A 13,690-nucleotide genomic window follows, 5' to 3' on the forward strand; every position below is an offset into this window, starting at 1 on the left:
AAGGCAGACGCTTTCCGGCTGCCGGCGCCCCATGGTGAAGCCTTAACCGAAAAACCTGGTTAGCGTTTACCGCCGATTAAACTTAACGCGCCATGATCCCGTTCGTCGGCCAGAAGGGCCGGCCAGCCCAGGATGGGCTGTTCCAAGCCAAGAATGGTGCGTAAAATGAAAGCTGCGTCGCTTACCACGGGCATGAAGAATGCCCTATCTGCGCTCGACAATATCCAGGGTCAGATCGACAAGACCAACAATCGCCTCGCCACCGGCAAGAAGGTCAACTCGGCGCTCGACAACGCCCTGAACTACTTCGTGGCTGACGGTTTCTCGTCCAAGGCCCGCGGCCTGCAGACGGTCATGGACAATATCGGCCTCGGCCTGAACGTCATAAAGCAGACTGACAAGGCCCTCAACTCGATCAAGACCTCGCTCGAGCAGGCTGAAGGCACGCTCCGCGCGACGTTGAACACCGCCGGCACCAATGCCAAGGCCACGACCAACTTCTCCTTCCGCAACCCGCTCACCGGCGCGGCCGACGCCAACCAGCTCCTCGCCGAAGCAGCCGGCGGCATCTCGACCAACCGCCTTCAGGTTGGCGACACGGTGCAGGTCAACCTGGTGCGCGTCAGCTCCGGCGGCACGACCACGGTTGTCGGCACCGGCACGGCCCTGACCACGGCGGCCACGACCACCGTCCAGAACCTGCTCGACAACATCAACACCAACACGTCGATCAACGTCGCGGGCCAGTCGGCGCGGATGAGCGCCTACCTCAATGACGCCGGCAACATCGTCATCGAGAACAATGTCAACGGCAAGGATGCCGCCACCGGCGACACCTTCGCTCTCCAGTTCGTGGTCAACACGGCTGGCGGCGGCACCCAGACCCAGAACAACTCGCTCGATGTGTTCGGCTTCACCGGCGCGGTCGGCGCAACCCCGACGGTCAGCGGCACTGGCACCCAGACCGTGCTCATGATGGGTGCCTCCACCTTGCAGGAGCCTCGCACCTCGGCTGCCAAGTCGTTCCGCGAAGTGCTCAACCAGATACGCAACACGGCGCTGGACGCTGGCTACAACGGCACGAACCTGCTGCAGGGCGACTTCCTGCGCACGGGCTTCAACGAGGAGGATAGCACCTCGATCACCACCCGGGGCAGCCGCGTCGACGCTTCGGCGCTGGGCTTCTCGCTCGACAACATCCTCTCGGCGTCGGGCGATGCCTTCCGCGACTTCCAGGGCGACCGCGAGCTCTCGGCGGCGCTCGCCAAGGTCAAGGCCGCGAAGGTCACGATCTCCGGCATGACCACCGCCTTCGCGGCCAACGGCAGCCTGATGACCAACCGGCAGGAATACACCAAGTTCGCCATCAAGAACTTCACCGACGGCTCGGATCTGCTGACCCTGGCCGACATCAACGAGGAAGGCGCCACTCTCGCCTCGCTGCAGACCAAGCAGCAGCTCTCGGTGCAGGCCCTTTCGCTGGCCAACCAGTCCGACGGGGCCATCCTGCGTCTGTTCTGATTTCCACGGCGCAGAACGCGCCCGACTACGCACCACGCACCGGCAGCCAGAAGGCCAAGGCGCGAAAACGGATGGCGGGCCCCGCAAGGAGCCCGCCATCTGCCGTTTCAGGGCCCATTCGGGACACACAGGCTTAACCTTATCGGGAAACGTCGCGCTAACCAGGCTTGTCCACTAGCGTTTAACGTTAAATACGACTCACCATACAACTTGAAGAAGCATTAGGAGGCGCTGGCAAGTCTGGCAGGCGGAGCGGCGGGCAGAAAGTCCGTCAATCCACAAAACCGGACTTTGGACCCAGAAAGGATCCCTCCAGTGCCAACCTCCCTTACCATCGGCATGCGCAATGCCCTGAACTCGCTCACCGACCTCCAGGAAAACATCCAGAAGACCAACAACCGCCTTGCCACTGGCAAGAAGGTGAACTCGGCTATCGATAATCCCCTGACCTTCTTCCAGGCAGACTCACTCAGTTCCCGCGCCCGCAGCATCACCACGATCCAGGACAACATCGGCCTCAGCATTCAGGTCATCAAGCAGACCGGCAAGGCCCTGAACTCGATGAAGGCCTCGCTTGACCAGGCCGAAGGCGCCCTTCAGGGCGCTCTCAACAGCACCGGCACCAACGCCAAGGCCATTTCGACATTCGCCTTCCGCAACGCGGCAACGGGCGCAGCTGACGCGACGCAACTCCTGACCGAAGCGGCCGCCGGCACCGCCACCAACCGCCTTCAGGCTGGCGACACGATCACGGTCAACCTCGTGCGCGTCAACACGGCCGGCACGGCTACAGTTATAGGCACCGGCACGACCCTGACCACGGCGGCCACGACCACCGTCCAGAACCTGCTCGACAACGTCAACAACAACACGTCGATCAACAGCGCCGGCCAGTCGGCCCGCATCTCCGCCTATCTCAATGACTCCGGCAACATCGTCATCGAGAATGCCGTGAACGGCAGGGATGCCGGCACCGGCGAAGTCTTGGCGCTGCAGTTCGTGGTCAACACCGCCGGCGGCGGCACGCAGACCCAGAACAACACCACCGACATCTTCGCCTTCTCGGGCGTTGTCGGCGGCCTGCCGACCTCTACCGGTGCGGGCACCCAGACGGTCACCATGGTTGGGGGCACCGCCAACCAGCCCATCCGCGAAGCTGCGGCCGCCTCGTTCCGTGAACTGCTGAACCAGATCCGCAACACCTCGCTGGACGCTGGCTATAACGGCACGAACCTGCTGCAGGGCGACTTCATGCGGACCTCGTTCAATGAAAGCGGTTCGACCTCGATCACCACGCAGGGCCGACGCGTCGACACGTCGTCCCTGGGCTTCACGCTCGACAACCCCGTGGCCCAGTCTGGCGATGCAGCGCGCAACTTCCAGAATGATCGAGAAATCAATTCCGCACTGGCAAAGATAGCGAGGGCCAAGGAAACCGTGAACGCCGTATCGTCGGCATTCTCGAACAACGCGACGATCCTGCAGAATCGTCAGAACTACAACAACGAGACGATCAAGACCTTGAACGAAGGCGCAGATATTCTGACGCTGGCTGACATCAACGAGGAAGGCGCCGCCCTCACCTCGCTGCAGACACGCCAGAAGCTCTCGATCACGGCGCTCGCGCTGGCAAACGAGGCCGACCAGGCCATCCTGCGTCTGTTCTGATCCCGATCGCGACGCTTCCTTCAACGAAGCGGCGCAAGGCAAGCCGGCGGGGCGACCCGCCGGCTTTGCCGTTTCGGTTTGCGTCCAACGCGCGGCGCGGTTCTGTCCTCACGCAAGCCCCGCGAATCGCATATCCCCATGGGCGGCGGGAGGCCATGGCATGAGCGGCAAGACCCAAGTGAACATCCTGATCTGCGTGCCCAGCATCCGCGGCACGGTGATGAGCCACACCATGGTGAGCCTGTCGCGCACCGTGTTCCTGCTCGCCACGCTGAACATCCCTTGCGACGTCATCAACATCGACAGCGCCGAGATCACGATGGCGCGCAACACCATGGCGTCCCACGCGCTGCGCGAGAAGCATGTCACCCACCTGCTCTTCGTCGATGACGACATGAGCTTCGAGGCCGACGCGGTGGTGGACCTGCTGCGCGCCGACAAGGATGTGATCGGCTACATCTACCCCAAGCGGCTGTTCAACCAGGAGCAGTTTTTCGCCGCCGCAAGGGCCGGCAAGACGATGGACGAGGCCTCCACCGCCGCCCTCGACTTCGTGCATCGACACCTGCCGGCCACGACGCTGCAGATCACCGAAGGGCTCTGCCCCGTGGCCGGCGTCGGCATGGGGCTGTGCCTCATCAAGCTCAGCACCTTCCGCACCATGATCGACAAGGGCGTGGTCAAGACGCCCGAGCCCGGCAAGGCCGAAAACAATGGCGGCTTCTTCAGCGGCGCCGTGACAGGCTTCTTCGATCCGGTCTTCTCCGAGGAGAGCGGCCGCTACCTTTCAGAGGACCTGTCCTTCTGCGAGCGCTGGATCAAGGAATGCGGCGGCGAGGTCTGGGCAAGGGTTGACCGCAAGATCGGCCATATCGGCATGTATATCTTCGCCGGCAACTACATGGACCGGCTGCGCACCGGTACGATCTGAGGGGGAAGAGCCCGCTATTGCGCTGCCGAAAACCACGCTTGCGTCATGGCGAGCGCAGCGAAGCCATCCAGAAGCGCCACGAAAGCATGGCTTGGGACGCATTCTTTGGGCCCAGACCGCAAGATGCGCCACTGAGCGCGCTGGATTGCTTCGCTTTGCTCGCAATGACGAAATCGCTGACGTGTTTCAGCAACCCGCTGTCGCGCGCTTGAAGGGATTTGGTCCGCTATCGCGCTTTGCGCTGATCGAAGCGGGTCGCGCCGCCCTTGGCCCCGTCCGACACGGGATCGAAAACCGCGCTTGCGTCATGGCGAGCGCAGCGAAGCCATCCAGAAGCGCCACGAAAGCATGGCTTGGGACGCATTCTTTGTGCCGAGACCGCAAGATGCGCCACTGAGCGCGCTGGATTGCTTCGCTTCGCTCGCAATGACGAAATCGCTGACGTGTTTCAGCAACCCGCTGTCGCGCTGATCGAAGGGATTTGGTCCGCTATCGCGCTTCGCGCTGATCGAAGCGGGTCGCGCCGCCCTTGGCCCCGTCCGACACGGCATCGAAAACCACGCTTGCGTCATGGCGAGCGCAGCGAAGCCATCCAGAAGCGCCACGAAAGCATGGCTTGGGGCGCATTCTTTGGGCCGAGACCGCAAGATGCGCCACTGAGCGCGCTGGATTGCTTCGCTTCGCTCGCAATGACGAAATCGCTGACGTGTTTCAGCAACCCGCTGTCGCGCTGATCGAAGGGATTTGGTCCGCTATCGCGCTTCGCGCTGATCGAAGCGGGTCGCGCCGCCCTTGGCCCCGTCCGACACGGCATCGAAAACCACGCTTGCGTCATGGCGAGCGCAGCGAAGCCATCCAGAAGCGCCACGAAAGCATGGCTTGGGGCGCATTCTTTGGGCCGAGACCGCAAGATGCGCCACTGAGCGCGCTGGATTGCTTCGCTTCGCTCGCAATGACGAAATCGCTGACGTGTTTCAGCAACCCGCTGTCGCGCGCTTGAAGGGATTTGGTCCGCTATCGCGCTTCGCGCTGATCGAAGCGGGTCGCGCCGCCCTTGGCCCCGTCCGACACGGCATCGAAAACCGCGCTTGCGTCATGGCGAGCGCAGCGAAGCCATCCAGAAGCGCCACGAAAGCATGGCTTGGGGCGCATTCTTTGGGCCCAGACCGCAAGATGCGCCACTGAGCGCGCTGGATTGCTTCGCTTCGCTCGCAATGACGAAATCGCTGACGTGTTTCAGCAACCCGCTATCGCGCTTTGCGCTGATCGAAGCGGGGGGATCAGCTGAAAGAGATGCTGTCGGAGGCTGCCTGCGGCTGCGATGGCGGCTGATCGAAGCGGGTCGCGCCGCCCTTGGCCCCGTCCGACACGGGATCGAAAACCACATCGAACTGGCCAGAGCCGTCATCCTTCGGCGTGATCTGCCATTCAAAAACATCCGAGCGCACGCCCACCACCACATCCTGGTCGGGCAGGATCAGGATGCGGCGGCTCGTCTCCACCACCATCACGAGGCGGTTCTCGGAGAGGTGGCGTTGGGCCAGCTTCTTGAGCACGGTGTAATAGGGTTCGAGCTTCCAGGCATTCGGCGCCTTGGGGTCGGGATAGACCGTCAGGCAATCGCCACCATACTCCCAGGCCATCACGAACTTGGCGGTGCTGGGCTTCCATTCCTCGCCAAGCCAGTCCTCGGCCAGCCACAGGCAGGAGAACTCGCGGCAGGGCTTGGGCCGAAGCTGATGGATGTCGCAGCCCGCGCCTGCGCGGAAATGCCGGCACCATTGGCCCGCCGGCTTGTAGACAGCCGGCACATCCAGAACCTTGCAGCACAGCGAACAGGATCCGCATTCGCGCTTGGCCATGGTCTCGTCCTCGCCGGTGCTGGCGGCCCGCCCCCGGACCCTGATCCACACCTAGCCTGCAAAGGCAAACGATGCGTTAACCATGATCGGCCTAATCATGGGGCTCACCACCCATGCACAGGCGCACGGCGCTACCGAAGGACGCACAGATGAGCGCCAGGCCGCAGACCCTCGTGTTCAACAAGCCTGCTCCCGCCGCTCCGCATATCGGCGGCATCGCCGGCGCGCTTCAGCCGGCCTTCGCGCTCGCGCCCGATCATGATTGGCTCAAGACCTTCCTCGGCCTCGACAGGCCGGTGGTCATCGCCGATATCGGCGCCGCCCATTACGGCGAGCCCGACGCCTTCGCCGACCTCGCGCTGCGCGGCCATGCCCGCAAGTTCGGCTTCGAGCCGGAGGAAGCCTGCTTCAACGATCTGGTGCGGACCAACAACGACCGGCAGACCTACCTGCCCTACGCGCTCGGCGATGGCGGCACGCACACCTTGCACATATGCCCGGCTGGGATGACCTCGCTGCTGGAGCCCGATCCTGCGGCGCTCAACTTCTTCAACGGCTTCGAAGGCTTCGGCACGGTCAACCGCACCATCCCGATGCCGACCCGCAAGCTGGCCGATGTCGAGGAGGTCGACGCCCTGCATTACGTCAAGATCGACGTTCAGGGCTCCGAGCTGATGATCCTGCGGCATGGCGGGGCCAAGCTGGATGAGCTGGCGATGATCCAGATCGAAGTGTCCTTCGTGCCGCTCTACAAGAACCAGGCAAGCTTCGGCGAAATCGACGGCTTCATGCGGTCCAAGGGGTTCATCCCGCACCACATGCAGGCCTGCAAGCGCTGGATCATCGCGCCCACCGTGCTCGGCAACGATTTCCGCAGGCCGCTCAACCAGCTTCTTGAGGCCGACATCGTCTACATGCGCGATCTTGTCCACCCCGATGGCATCGACGATGACACGTTGCGCCGCACCGCCTATCTCGCGGAAGTGGTCTATGAGAGCATCGACCTCGCCATTCGCTGCATCCTCGAACTGGTCAAGCGCGGCAAGCTGCCCGAGGGCAGCCATGTCGCGTATGCGCAGGGCTACAGCGAGCGCAAGGCCGCGCGCCAGCAGCGCCTCGCCCTGCCCCGCTGAGCCGCGCCATGTCCGAATCGAAGAGAAGCGTCGCCGCCGCGCCCCACGCCGGGCGCTTCGACGCCATTCGCACGGCCTATGCCTGCTGCCCGCTCTGCGACAGCACCCGGATGCGCCATGTCGGCGCCGCCGCCACCACATCCTATGTCAACTGGCATGGCGGCCTGCCGCCGACTCTCGACTGGATGCGCTGCGATGACTGCAGCCATGTCTTCACCCAGCATTACTGGACCGAGGCCGGCCTCGCGGAGGTGTTCCGCAAGTCGCATCCCTCGCAGGTCGCCGGCGGCGATCCGGACCAGAAGCGGCAGACATGGCGCCCCACCTTGCAGAACGCGCTGCGCCTGCTGGGCGGCTACCCGTCGGTGATGGCCGGCCCCGGCACGCCGACATGGCTCGATGTCGGCTGCGGAGACGGCGCGCTCGTCATGACGGCGTCGGAGTTCGGCTTTGCTGCGCTGGGGCTTGATGCGCGCGCCGAGCCCGTGACGGCGCTGCAGCGGCTGGGCTATGCCGCCACGCAGAGTGAGTTCATGGCTGCCCAGGCCGGCGAGCCCGTCACCGTCATCTCCATGTTCGACGTGCTCGAACACATGATTTTCCCGCGCCGCGCGCTCGATCATGCGCGTGAGTTGCTGGCTCCGGGCGGGCTGCTGATCATCTCCCTGCCCAACATGGATTCGTCGAGCTGGCGGCTCATGGACCAGGCCTCGGCCAATCCCTACTGGATGGAGATCGAGCACCATCATAACTTCACCCGCCAGTCCCTTTCGGCCAAGCTGGTCGAGCATGGCTTCACCGTGGAGATGTTCGACATTCCGGGCCGCTACAAGGCGCAGATGGAGCTGTATGCCCGCAAGCCGGGCTGAACGCGCGCCTTGATCGATGATCGCCGCAAGCCGGGCCCGCGCCCGGTTTTTTTTGGCCTGAAAGGGGCTGCAACGATTAACGAACTATTAGGGTTAACAAGGCATGATCAGTGTCATGCGGTTCAGAAGGATCGCTGCTCCAGAACGGGACATCTGATCGATGAACGACATTGTTCTTTCAAAAGGCATTCGCAGCAACCTGATCTCCTTGCAGAACGCCTCTGCGCTCCAGGACATGACGCAGAACCGTCTTTCGACAGGACGAAAGGTCAACTCCGCCCTCGACGACCCGCTGAACTATTTCCAGTCCGAGACGCTGACCACGCGCAGCAAGGATCTCACCCGCCTGCTCGACAATCAGGGCCTCGGCATCAAGACGATCCAAGCCGCCGACAATGGCCTGAAGGCCATCACGCGCATGGTCGAGCAGATGCAGGCAGGACTGCGCACGGCGCTCAACACCGCCGCCACCAACGCCAAGCTGGCCTCGGGCATGGACCTGATCAACAAGCGCGCGGTGGATTATCTCACCAACTCTAACCTGGTCGGCAGCTCCGGCGTCGGCGCGGCCGGGGCTTTCGCGGCCGGGGCCACGCTCGAGCTCAAATTCGATGTCCCGCCCGTGCCCCCGGCCACCGGCGCGCCCACCGCTGGCACCTTCACCATCACCTTCACCAATCCGATGACGGCGCAGGATCTGGTCAACCAGATCAACAGCAACACCGCCAACAACAACACAACCACAGGCGAGCGCTACATCAACGCCTCCATCGACGCAGGCGGCCGGCTGGTCATCGACAACACAACCAATGGCACGCTGCAGTTGGTGCTCGGCGGCACGGGCGTGCCGCCCAACTCGCTGGGCACGCTCTTTGGCACCTTCGAGCCGCCGCTGCCAACCTCCACTGCCACGGACACGGGCGTGATCAGGGCAACGACCAACCCGACGCGCGCCAAGTTCGCCGAACAATACAATGACCTCCTGACCCAGATCACCTTTGCCGCGCGCGATGCCGGCTTCAACGGCACCAACCTGCTGTACGGGCAGAGCCTCGACATGATCTTCAACGAGGACGCCACCACGCGCATGGTCATCCGCGGCGTCGTATTCGACTCGAAGGGGCTCGGCCTCTCGCCCAGCGACACACGCCGCAACATGCAGTCCGACACCGAGATCAACACCGGCATTGCGAGGCTCGGCGAGTCCATCAAGCTGATCCGCGCCCAGGCCGCCACCTTCGGCGCCAACAACACCGTCGCCACCACGCGCGAGGCCTTCACCAAGGAGGCCGTCAAGCTGCTGAAGATGGGTTCCGACGGGCTGATCGTCGCCGATCTCAACGAGGAGGGCGCCAACCTCCTCGCCCTGCAGACGCGCCAGCAGTTGTCGACCCAGGCCCTGTCGCTGGCGTCCCAGTCGGATCAGGCGATCCTGCGGCTCTTCAGCTGATTGCATCACGGCCGCCCGGCGGCCATCACAGGAGGCCGTCATGGCTCTGAAGGTCGAACTCAAGCCGCACGAGCGCATCATCATCGGCACGGTGGTGATCCGCGCCGACGACCAGCGCACGCGGCTGTTCATCGAGGGCGATGCGCCGATCCTGCGGGAAAAGGACATCCTCACCCACCGCACCGCGGACACGCCGGCCAAGCGCATCTACCTGGCCGTGCAACTGATGTATCTCGATCAGGTCATCGGCAAGCATCACGAGATCTATTTCACGCTCGTGCGCGAGTTTCTGGAGGCGGTGCCCAGTTCCGCCCCGGCGGTGTCCGAACTCAATAACCGCATCTTAAATGGTGATCTCTACAAAGCTCTGAAAGCAGCCAAGAAGCTGATCACATATGAGAGTGAGCTTTTAGCCCATGTCCTACGCGGCGAACGCCTACGCCAAGACGGCCCAATCGGCTCCGACCAGCCCTCGTGAACTCGAAGCCCATGTTCTGATCAAGTCAGCCGCGCGCCTGCAGCAGATCAAGGAAAACTGGGAGCTCAAGAAGGGCGAGCTCGACGAAGCGCTCGTGATCAACCGCAAGATCTGGACTGTGCTCGTCAGCGCAGTCAGCGAGGAGGCCAGCCCCCTGCCGCTCGACATCAAGCGCAACATCATCGGGCTAGGCATGTTCATCTTCAACCACACCATCGCGCTCACCGCCCAGCATGACCCTGATCCGGCAAAGCTGCAGGTGCTGATCAACATCAACCGCGAAATCGCCTCGGGCCTGCGCACGCGTGTCGAGACCCCTCCGGCGCAGGGAGCCGCCTGAAAAATCGCGGCGCTTGCGGTCGCCATGATCGCGTCAGAGGCCGATCACCCTGGCGTGGCCGACCTCGATGCCGTTCCAGTTGACCATGCGCGGCCTGGCGAACATGTCCAGCACCTCGGCCGCCGGACCATCCGGCGCGAGCAGCCGGGCCAGAAGCGACGCCATCACCGCCTCCGAGGCGCGGGTGCCGCCATCATCGATCTTGAGTGCGATGTCGTAGCCCAGTTCCTGCAGCGCGCCGCAGAACACGGCCTCGGCGCCCGTCTTGGTGAAGGCCCGCGCGCCGAGCGCCTGCATCACCCTCGTATCGAAGCGCCCCGTGCCGGCCACCATTTCCGGATGCGCGGCCACCGCGGCGCGAATGCGCCGGCTTGCCTTCACCCGCTCCGGCCCCATCGCCGCGCCCTTGCCGCCCCCGGCCCCGAACCTCGCGAACGCAAGCGCCAGGGCGCGCAGCGGCACGGCATGGGTCGGGATCGAGCAGCCATCAATCCCGGCCGTTTCGGGATCATGCGCCGCGCCTGTCATCTCGATCAGCGCGCCGCGCACCGCGCGCTGCACGGCATGGCCGGCATTGATGTAACCAGCCGGGTCCTCATCAAGCCCGCATGAGAGGCAGACGAAGCCTGCATGCTTCCCCGAACAGTTGTTGTGAAGGGCTGAAGGCGAGGCGCCCGACGCCGCCATCGCGCGGGCGGCCTTTTCGTACATCGGCCAGTGCGTCCCGCATTCCAGGCAGGAGGGATCATGCCCGGCCTTGGCAAGCATGGAGGCCGAAGCTGCGGCATGGTGCGGCTCGCCCGAGTGAGACGAGCAGCACAGCGCGATTTCCGCAGCGCTCAGACCATAGCGATCGGCATGGCCGCCTTCGAGCAACGGCAGCGCCTGGATAGCTTTCACGGCCGAACGCGGAAACACGGGCCGCTCGACATCGCCCGCCGACATCACCACGGCACCGTCCGCATCGACCACGATGAAGGCGCCGCGATGGCCCGACTCCACCGCCGACCCGCGCACCACCTCGACGAGAACAGGATTGTCCATGGCTCAGCCCCTTGTTGGGCGCTTTTGTTGTCCGAACCGGGCGCGGCTGTCAAAGCCGGCCCCTGCAGGGCAGCCCGCGCGGCGCGCACGCTGCCCTTGCCGCACCCTCGCCTTGCCGCACGGCTTGCCTTAGGTTGGCCACAGCCCGGCCGGCGCTTGCGCTGTTGGCTGGGCGGCGCCGGGAGCGGAATGATGAGCAGTTACGAGGTCGAGTATGACAACCGCGGCCGGGTGCCGGAGCATCCGGGCATCATCGCGGGCTGGGCGCGCGATGCGGCCGCCTATCGCGACATTGCGTCAGCCGAGCATGGCGTATCCTACGGCCCTTCGCCCCGGCAGCGCTACGATCTGTTCCGGCCGCAGCACATGAGCGCCGATGCGCTGGCCGTGTTCCTCCATGGCGGCTACTGGCAGGCGCTGGACATCACCTTCTTCAGCCACATGGCGCGCGGGCTCAACGCGCACGGTGTCGCCGTGGCCGTCATCGGCTATGATCTGTGCCCCGATGTGTCGCTCGCCGGCATCATCGGGCAGACGCGCTTCGCCTGCGCCGCCCTGCACCGCCGCTTCGCGCTGCCCCTCGTCGCCTACGGCCATTCCGCGGGCGGACATCTGGCAGCCTGCCTGCTGGCGACCGACTGGCAGGCCGTTGCGCAGGATCTGCCGCCCCGGCTCGTGCGCTCGGGCTATGGCATATCCGGGCTCTACAACCTCAAGCCGCTGACCGAGACATCCGTCAACAGGGCGCTCGGCCTCGACATGGACGAGGCGGAACGGCAAAGCCCGCTGTTCTGGCCCGCGCCTTCGCGCCTTGCCTTCGATGCCGTGGTCGGCGCCGACGAAAGCGCCGAGTACCTCAAGCAGAGCCGCCGCATCACCGATGTCTGGGGGCTGGAAGGCGTGGTCACGCGCTATGAGGAGTTGCCGGGCAACCACTTCACCGTGATCGCCCCGCTGGCGGAGCCCGGCAGCGCCATGACGGCGCGCCTCGCCGGCCTGTGCCACGCTTGATCGGCGCGGCGGATCGTTTAAGCGGGACCCAACCCACAAGGAGGCAGGCCATGCAAACGTTTTTCGTCGAAATCAAATGCAAGCTCGGCAAGACCTACGATGTCGCGACCGCTCTGGCCGACCGCGACATCGCATCCGAAATCTATTCGACGGCCGGCCACTACGACATCCTCGCCAAGTTCCACATCCCGCGCGATGTCGACATCGGCCACTTCATCGCGCAGAACGTGCAGACCGTGCCTGATATTCAGGACACGCACACGATCATCACCTTCAAGGCGTTCTGAAAAAGCGGGCCAGCGTCCGCGAAGCGGACAGACGCCGCCTAGCGCGCCGGCGTTGATAGCGCTTCGACTGTCGCATGCGCCTTCAGCGCGTCAGCGAAGCGGCGCGCCGCGGGCGAGGCAGGGCCGTCCACCCCGAACAGCAACATCGTCGTGTAGCGGATGGCGGGCGTGAACGGCCGGGCCACAAGCCCGCCCAGGCCGCCGCAATCGAGCGGAAACGGATTGATCAGCGCGACGCCGACGCCGCGCCTGACCAGTTCGGCCGCAAAGGCCGAGGTCGTCGCCTCCGCCACGATGCGCGGAACGACGCCGGCGCTCGCAAACAACCTTTCCGCCTCGATGCGCGATGGAAAGCGCCGCGCCAGCGCGATCATCGCCTCGCCGGCCAGATCGGTCACCGATATGGTGGGCTTGGCAGCGAGCGGATGGTCCGCACGCATCAGGCAATGCGCGATCTCCTCACGCACCGGCTCGGCGCGAACGCCGGGATGCGAGGAGGGTGCATCGACCAGCCCCAGATCGGCGATGCGATCGGCCACGGCCGCGATCACCATCGAGCCTGTTCCGATCTCGACATGGACCGTCAACGCCGGCTCCAGCGACTGAAACCGCGCCACGACGTCGGGCAGGAGGAAATGCGCCAGCGTCGGCGAGGCCGCGACCCGCAGCATGCCCGGCCGCATGGCGCCGTCCGGCCATGCGCTGATGCGGTCCATGGCGGCGAAGATCGGGCGCGCCTCCTCGTCGAGCGCGAAGGCATCGGCATTGGGGATCAGACGCCCGCCCTCACGTGCGAACAATGGCCGTCCGACCCGCTCCTCCAGCGAGGCGATGGCGCGCGACACGGCAGGCTGGGAGATGCCAAGGCTGGCGGCGGCGGAAGTGGTCTTGCGCGACCTGATGAGCGCGCGCAGCACCTCAAGCTCTCTCAGGCTTGGACGGTCCTGTCCAGCGTCCGCATTTGCATGCATGGATCTATGCGCTTACATTATACATGGCTAATTTGTGAAGATTATGTGGACATACAGTAGATGTCAATTCGGGTCATTGGATTGCCACGGCAACTTTGTCAGGTTAACGGCGGAGCGCACGGGAT

At 64.4% G+C, this 13,690-nt stretch carries 14 protein-coding genes; 10 read left to right on the forward strand and 4 right to left on the reverse strand.

Annotated features, from left to right (window positions below):
- The first annotated feature begins 165 nt into the window (after positions 1–165).
- The 3 genes from HEQ16_14420 to HEQ16_14430 all read left to right on the forward strand — a co-directional run bounded on the left by HEQ16_14420 (position 166) and on the right by HEQ16_14430 (position 4,120).
- Positions 166–1,521 carry a hypothetical protein gene (locus HEQ16_14420; GenBank protein ID MCO4055211.1) on the forward strand — a complete coding sequence of 452 codons (1,356 nt, stop codon included), beginning with the start codon at positions 166–168 and terminating at the stop codon, positions 1,519–1,521.
- Between the two features lie 315 nt (positions 1,522–1,836).
- Complete coding sequence (locus HEQ16_14425; protein ID MCO4055212.1) at positions 1,837–3,189, forward strand: hypothetical protein; 1,353 nt, start codon at positions 1,837–1,839, stop codon at positions 3,187–3,189.
- Between the two features lie 160 nt (positions 3,190–3,349).
- Positions 3,350–4,120, forward strand: coding sequence for a hypothetical protein (locus tag HEQ16_14430; protein ID MCO4055213.1), 771 nt, complete (start codon positions 3,350–3,352; stop codon positions 4,118–4,120).
- Positions 4,121–4,425: 305 nt separating this feature from the next.
- On the opposite strand, the gene HEQ16_14435 is transcribed toward HEQ16_14430, so the two are convergent.
- Together HEQ16_14435 and HEQ16_14440 are read right to left on the reverse strand one after the other, a co-directional pair.
- On the reverse strand, positions 4,426–4,725 hold the full coding sequence (locus HEQ16_14435) for a hypothetical protein (GenBank protein ID MCO4055214.1): 300 nt from the start codon (positions 4,723–4,725) through the stop codon (positions 4,426–4,428).
- 675 nt (positions 4,726–5,400) lie between these two features.
- Positions 5,401–5,982, reverse strand: a complete 582-nt coding sequence (locus tag HEQ16_14440) for a hypothetical protein (protein MCO4055215.1) — start codon at positions 5,980–5,982, stop codon at positions 5,401–5,403.
- A gap of 149 nt (positions 5,983–6,131) precedes the next feature.
- Here HEQ16_14440 and HEQ16_14445 point away from each other — a divergent pair, with 149 nt between their 5' ends.
- The 5 genes from HEQ16_14445 to flaF all read left to right on the forward strand — a co-directional run bounded on the left by HEQ16_14445 (position 6,132) and on the right by flaF (position 10,252).
- The gene (locus tag HEQ16_14445; GenBank protein ID MCO4055216.1) at positions 6,132–7,115 is read left to right on the forward strand and encodes an FkbM family methyltransferase; all 984 of its coding nucleotides are present in this window, start codon (positions 6,132–6,134) and stop codon (positions 7,113–7,115) included.
- Between the two features lie 8 nt (positions 7,116–7,123).
- On the forward strand, positions 7,124–7,984 hold the full coding sequence (locus tag HEQ16_14450; GenBank protein ID MCO4055217.1) for a class I SAM-dependent methyltransferase: 861 nt from the start codon (positions 7,124–7,126) through the stop codon (positions 7,982–7,984).
- 160 nt (positions 7,985–8,144) lie between these two features.
- Positions 8,145–9,434 carry a hypothetical protein gene (locus HEQ16_14455; protein MCO4055218.1) on the forward strand — a complete coding sequence of 430 codons (1,290 nt, stop codon included), beginning with the start codon at positions 8,145–8,147 and terminating at the stop codon, positions 9,432–9,434.
- A gap of 40 nt (positions 9,435–9,474) precedes the next feature.
- Positions 9,475–9,912, forward strand: coding sequence for a flagellar biosynthesis repressor FlbT (flbT, locus tag HEQ16_14460; GenBank protein MCO4055219.1), 438 nt, complete (start codon positions 9,475–9,477; stop codon positions 9,910–9,912).
- Positions 9,851–10,252, forward strand: coding sequence for a flagellar biosynthesis regulator FlaF (gene flaF, locus HEQ16_14465; GenBank protein MCO4055220.1), 402 nt, complete (start codon positions 9,851–9,853; stop codon positions 10,250–10,252). The genes flbT and flaF overlap by 62 nt, the downstream gene beginning before the upstream one ends.
- A 33-nt stretch (positions 10,253–10,285) precedes the next feature.
- On the opposite strand, the gene HEQ16_14470 is transcribed toward flaF, so the two are convergent.
- Positions 10,286–11,296, reverse strand: coding sequence for an asparaginase (locus HEQ16_14470; protein ID MCO4055221.1), 1,011 nt, complete (start codon positions 11,294–11,296; stop codon positions 10,286–10,288).
- A gap of 192 nt (positions 11,297–11,488) precedes the next feature.
- Here HEQ16_14470 and HEQ16_14475 point away from each other — a divergent pair, with 192 nt between their 5' ends.
- Both HEQ16_14475 and HEQ16_14480 read left to right on the forward strand, forming a co-directional pair.
- Positions 11,489–12,307 carry an alpha/beta hydrolase fold domain-containing protein gene (locus HEQ16_14475; GenBank protein ID MCO4055222.1) on the forward strand — a complete coding sequence of 273 codons (819 nt, stop codon included), beginning with the start codon at positions 11,489–11,491 and terminating at the stop codon, positions 12,305–12,307.
- Between the two features lie 50 nt (positions 12,308–12,357).
- Positions 12,358–12,594: an Lrp/AsnC family transcriptional regulator gene (locus tag HEQ16_14480; protein MCO4055223.1), complete on the forward strand. Its 237-nt coding sequence runs from the start codon at positions 12,358–12,360 to the stop codon at positions 12,592–12,594.
- 38 nt (positions 12,595–12,632) lie between these two features.
- Here HEQ16_14480 and HEQ16_14485 read toward each other — a convergent pair whose 3' ends face one another.
- Complete coding sequence (locus tag HEQ16_14485) at positions 12,633–13,511, reverse strand: LysR family transcriptional regulator (protein MCO4055224.1); 879 nt, start codon at positions 13,509–13,511, stop codon at positions 12,633–12,635.
- Positions 13,512–13,690: the final 179 nt, after the last annotated feature.

This window comes from Bosea sp. (in: a-proteobacteria) (genome assembly GCA_023910605.1).
Classification (GTDB): Bacteria; Pseudomonadota; Alphaproteobacteria; order Rhizobiales; family Beijerinckiaceae; genus Allobosea.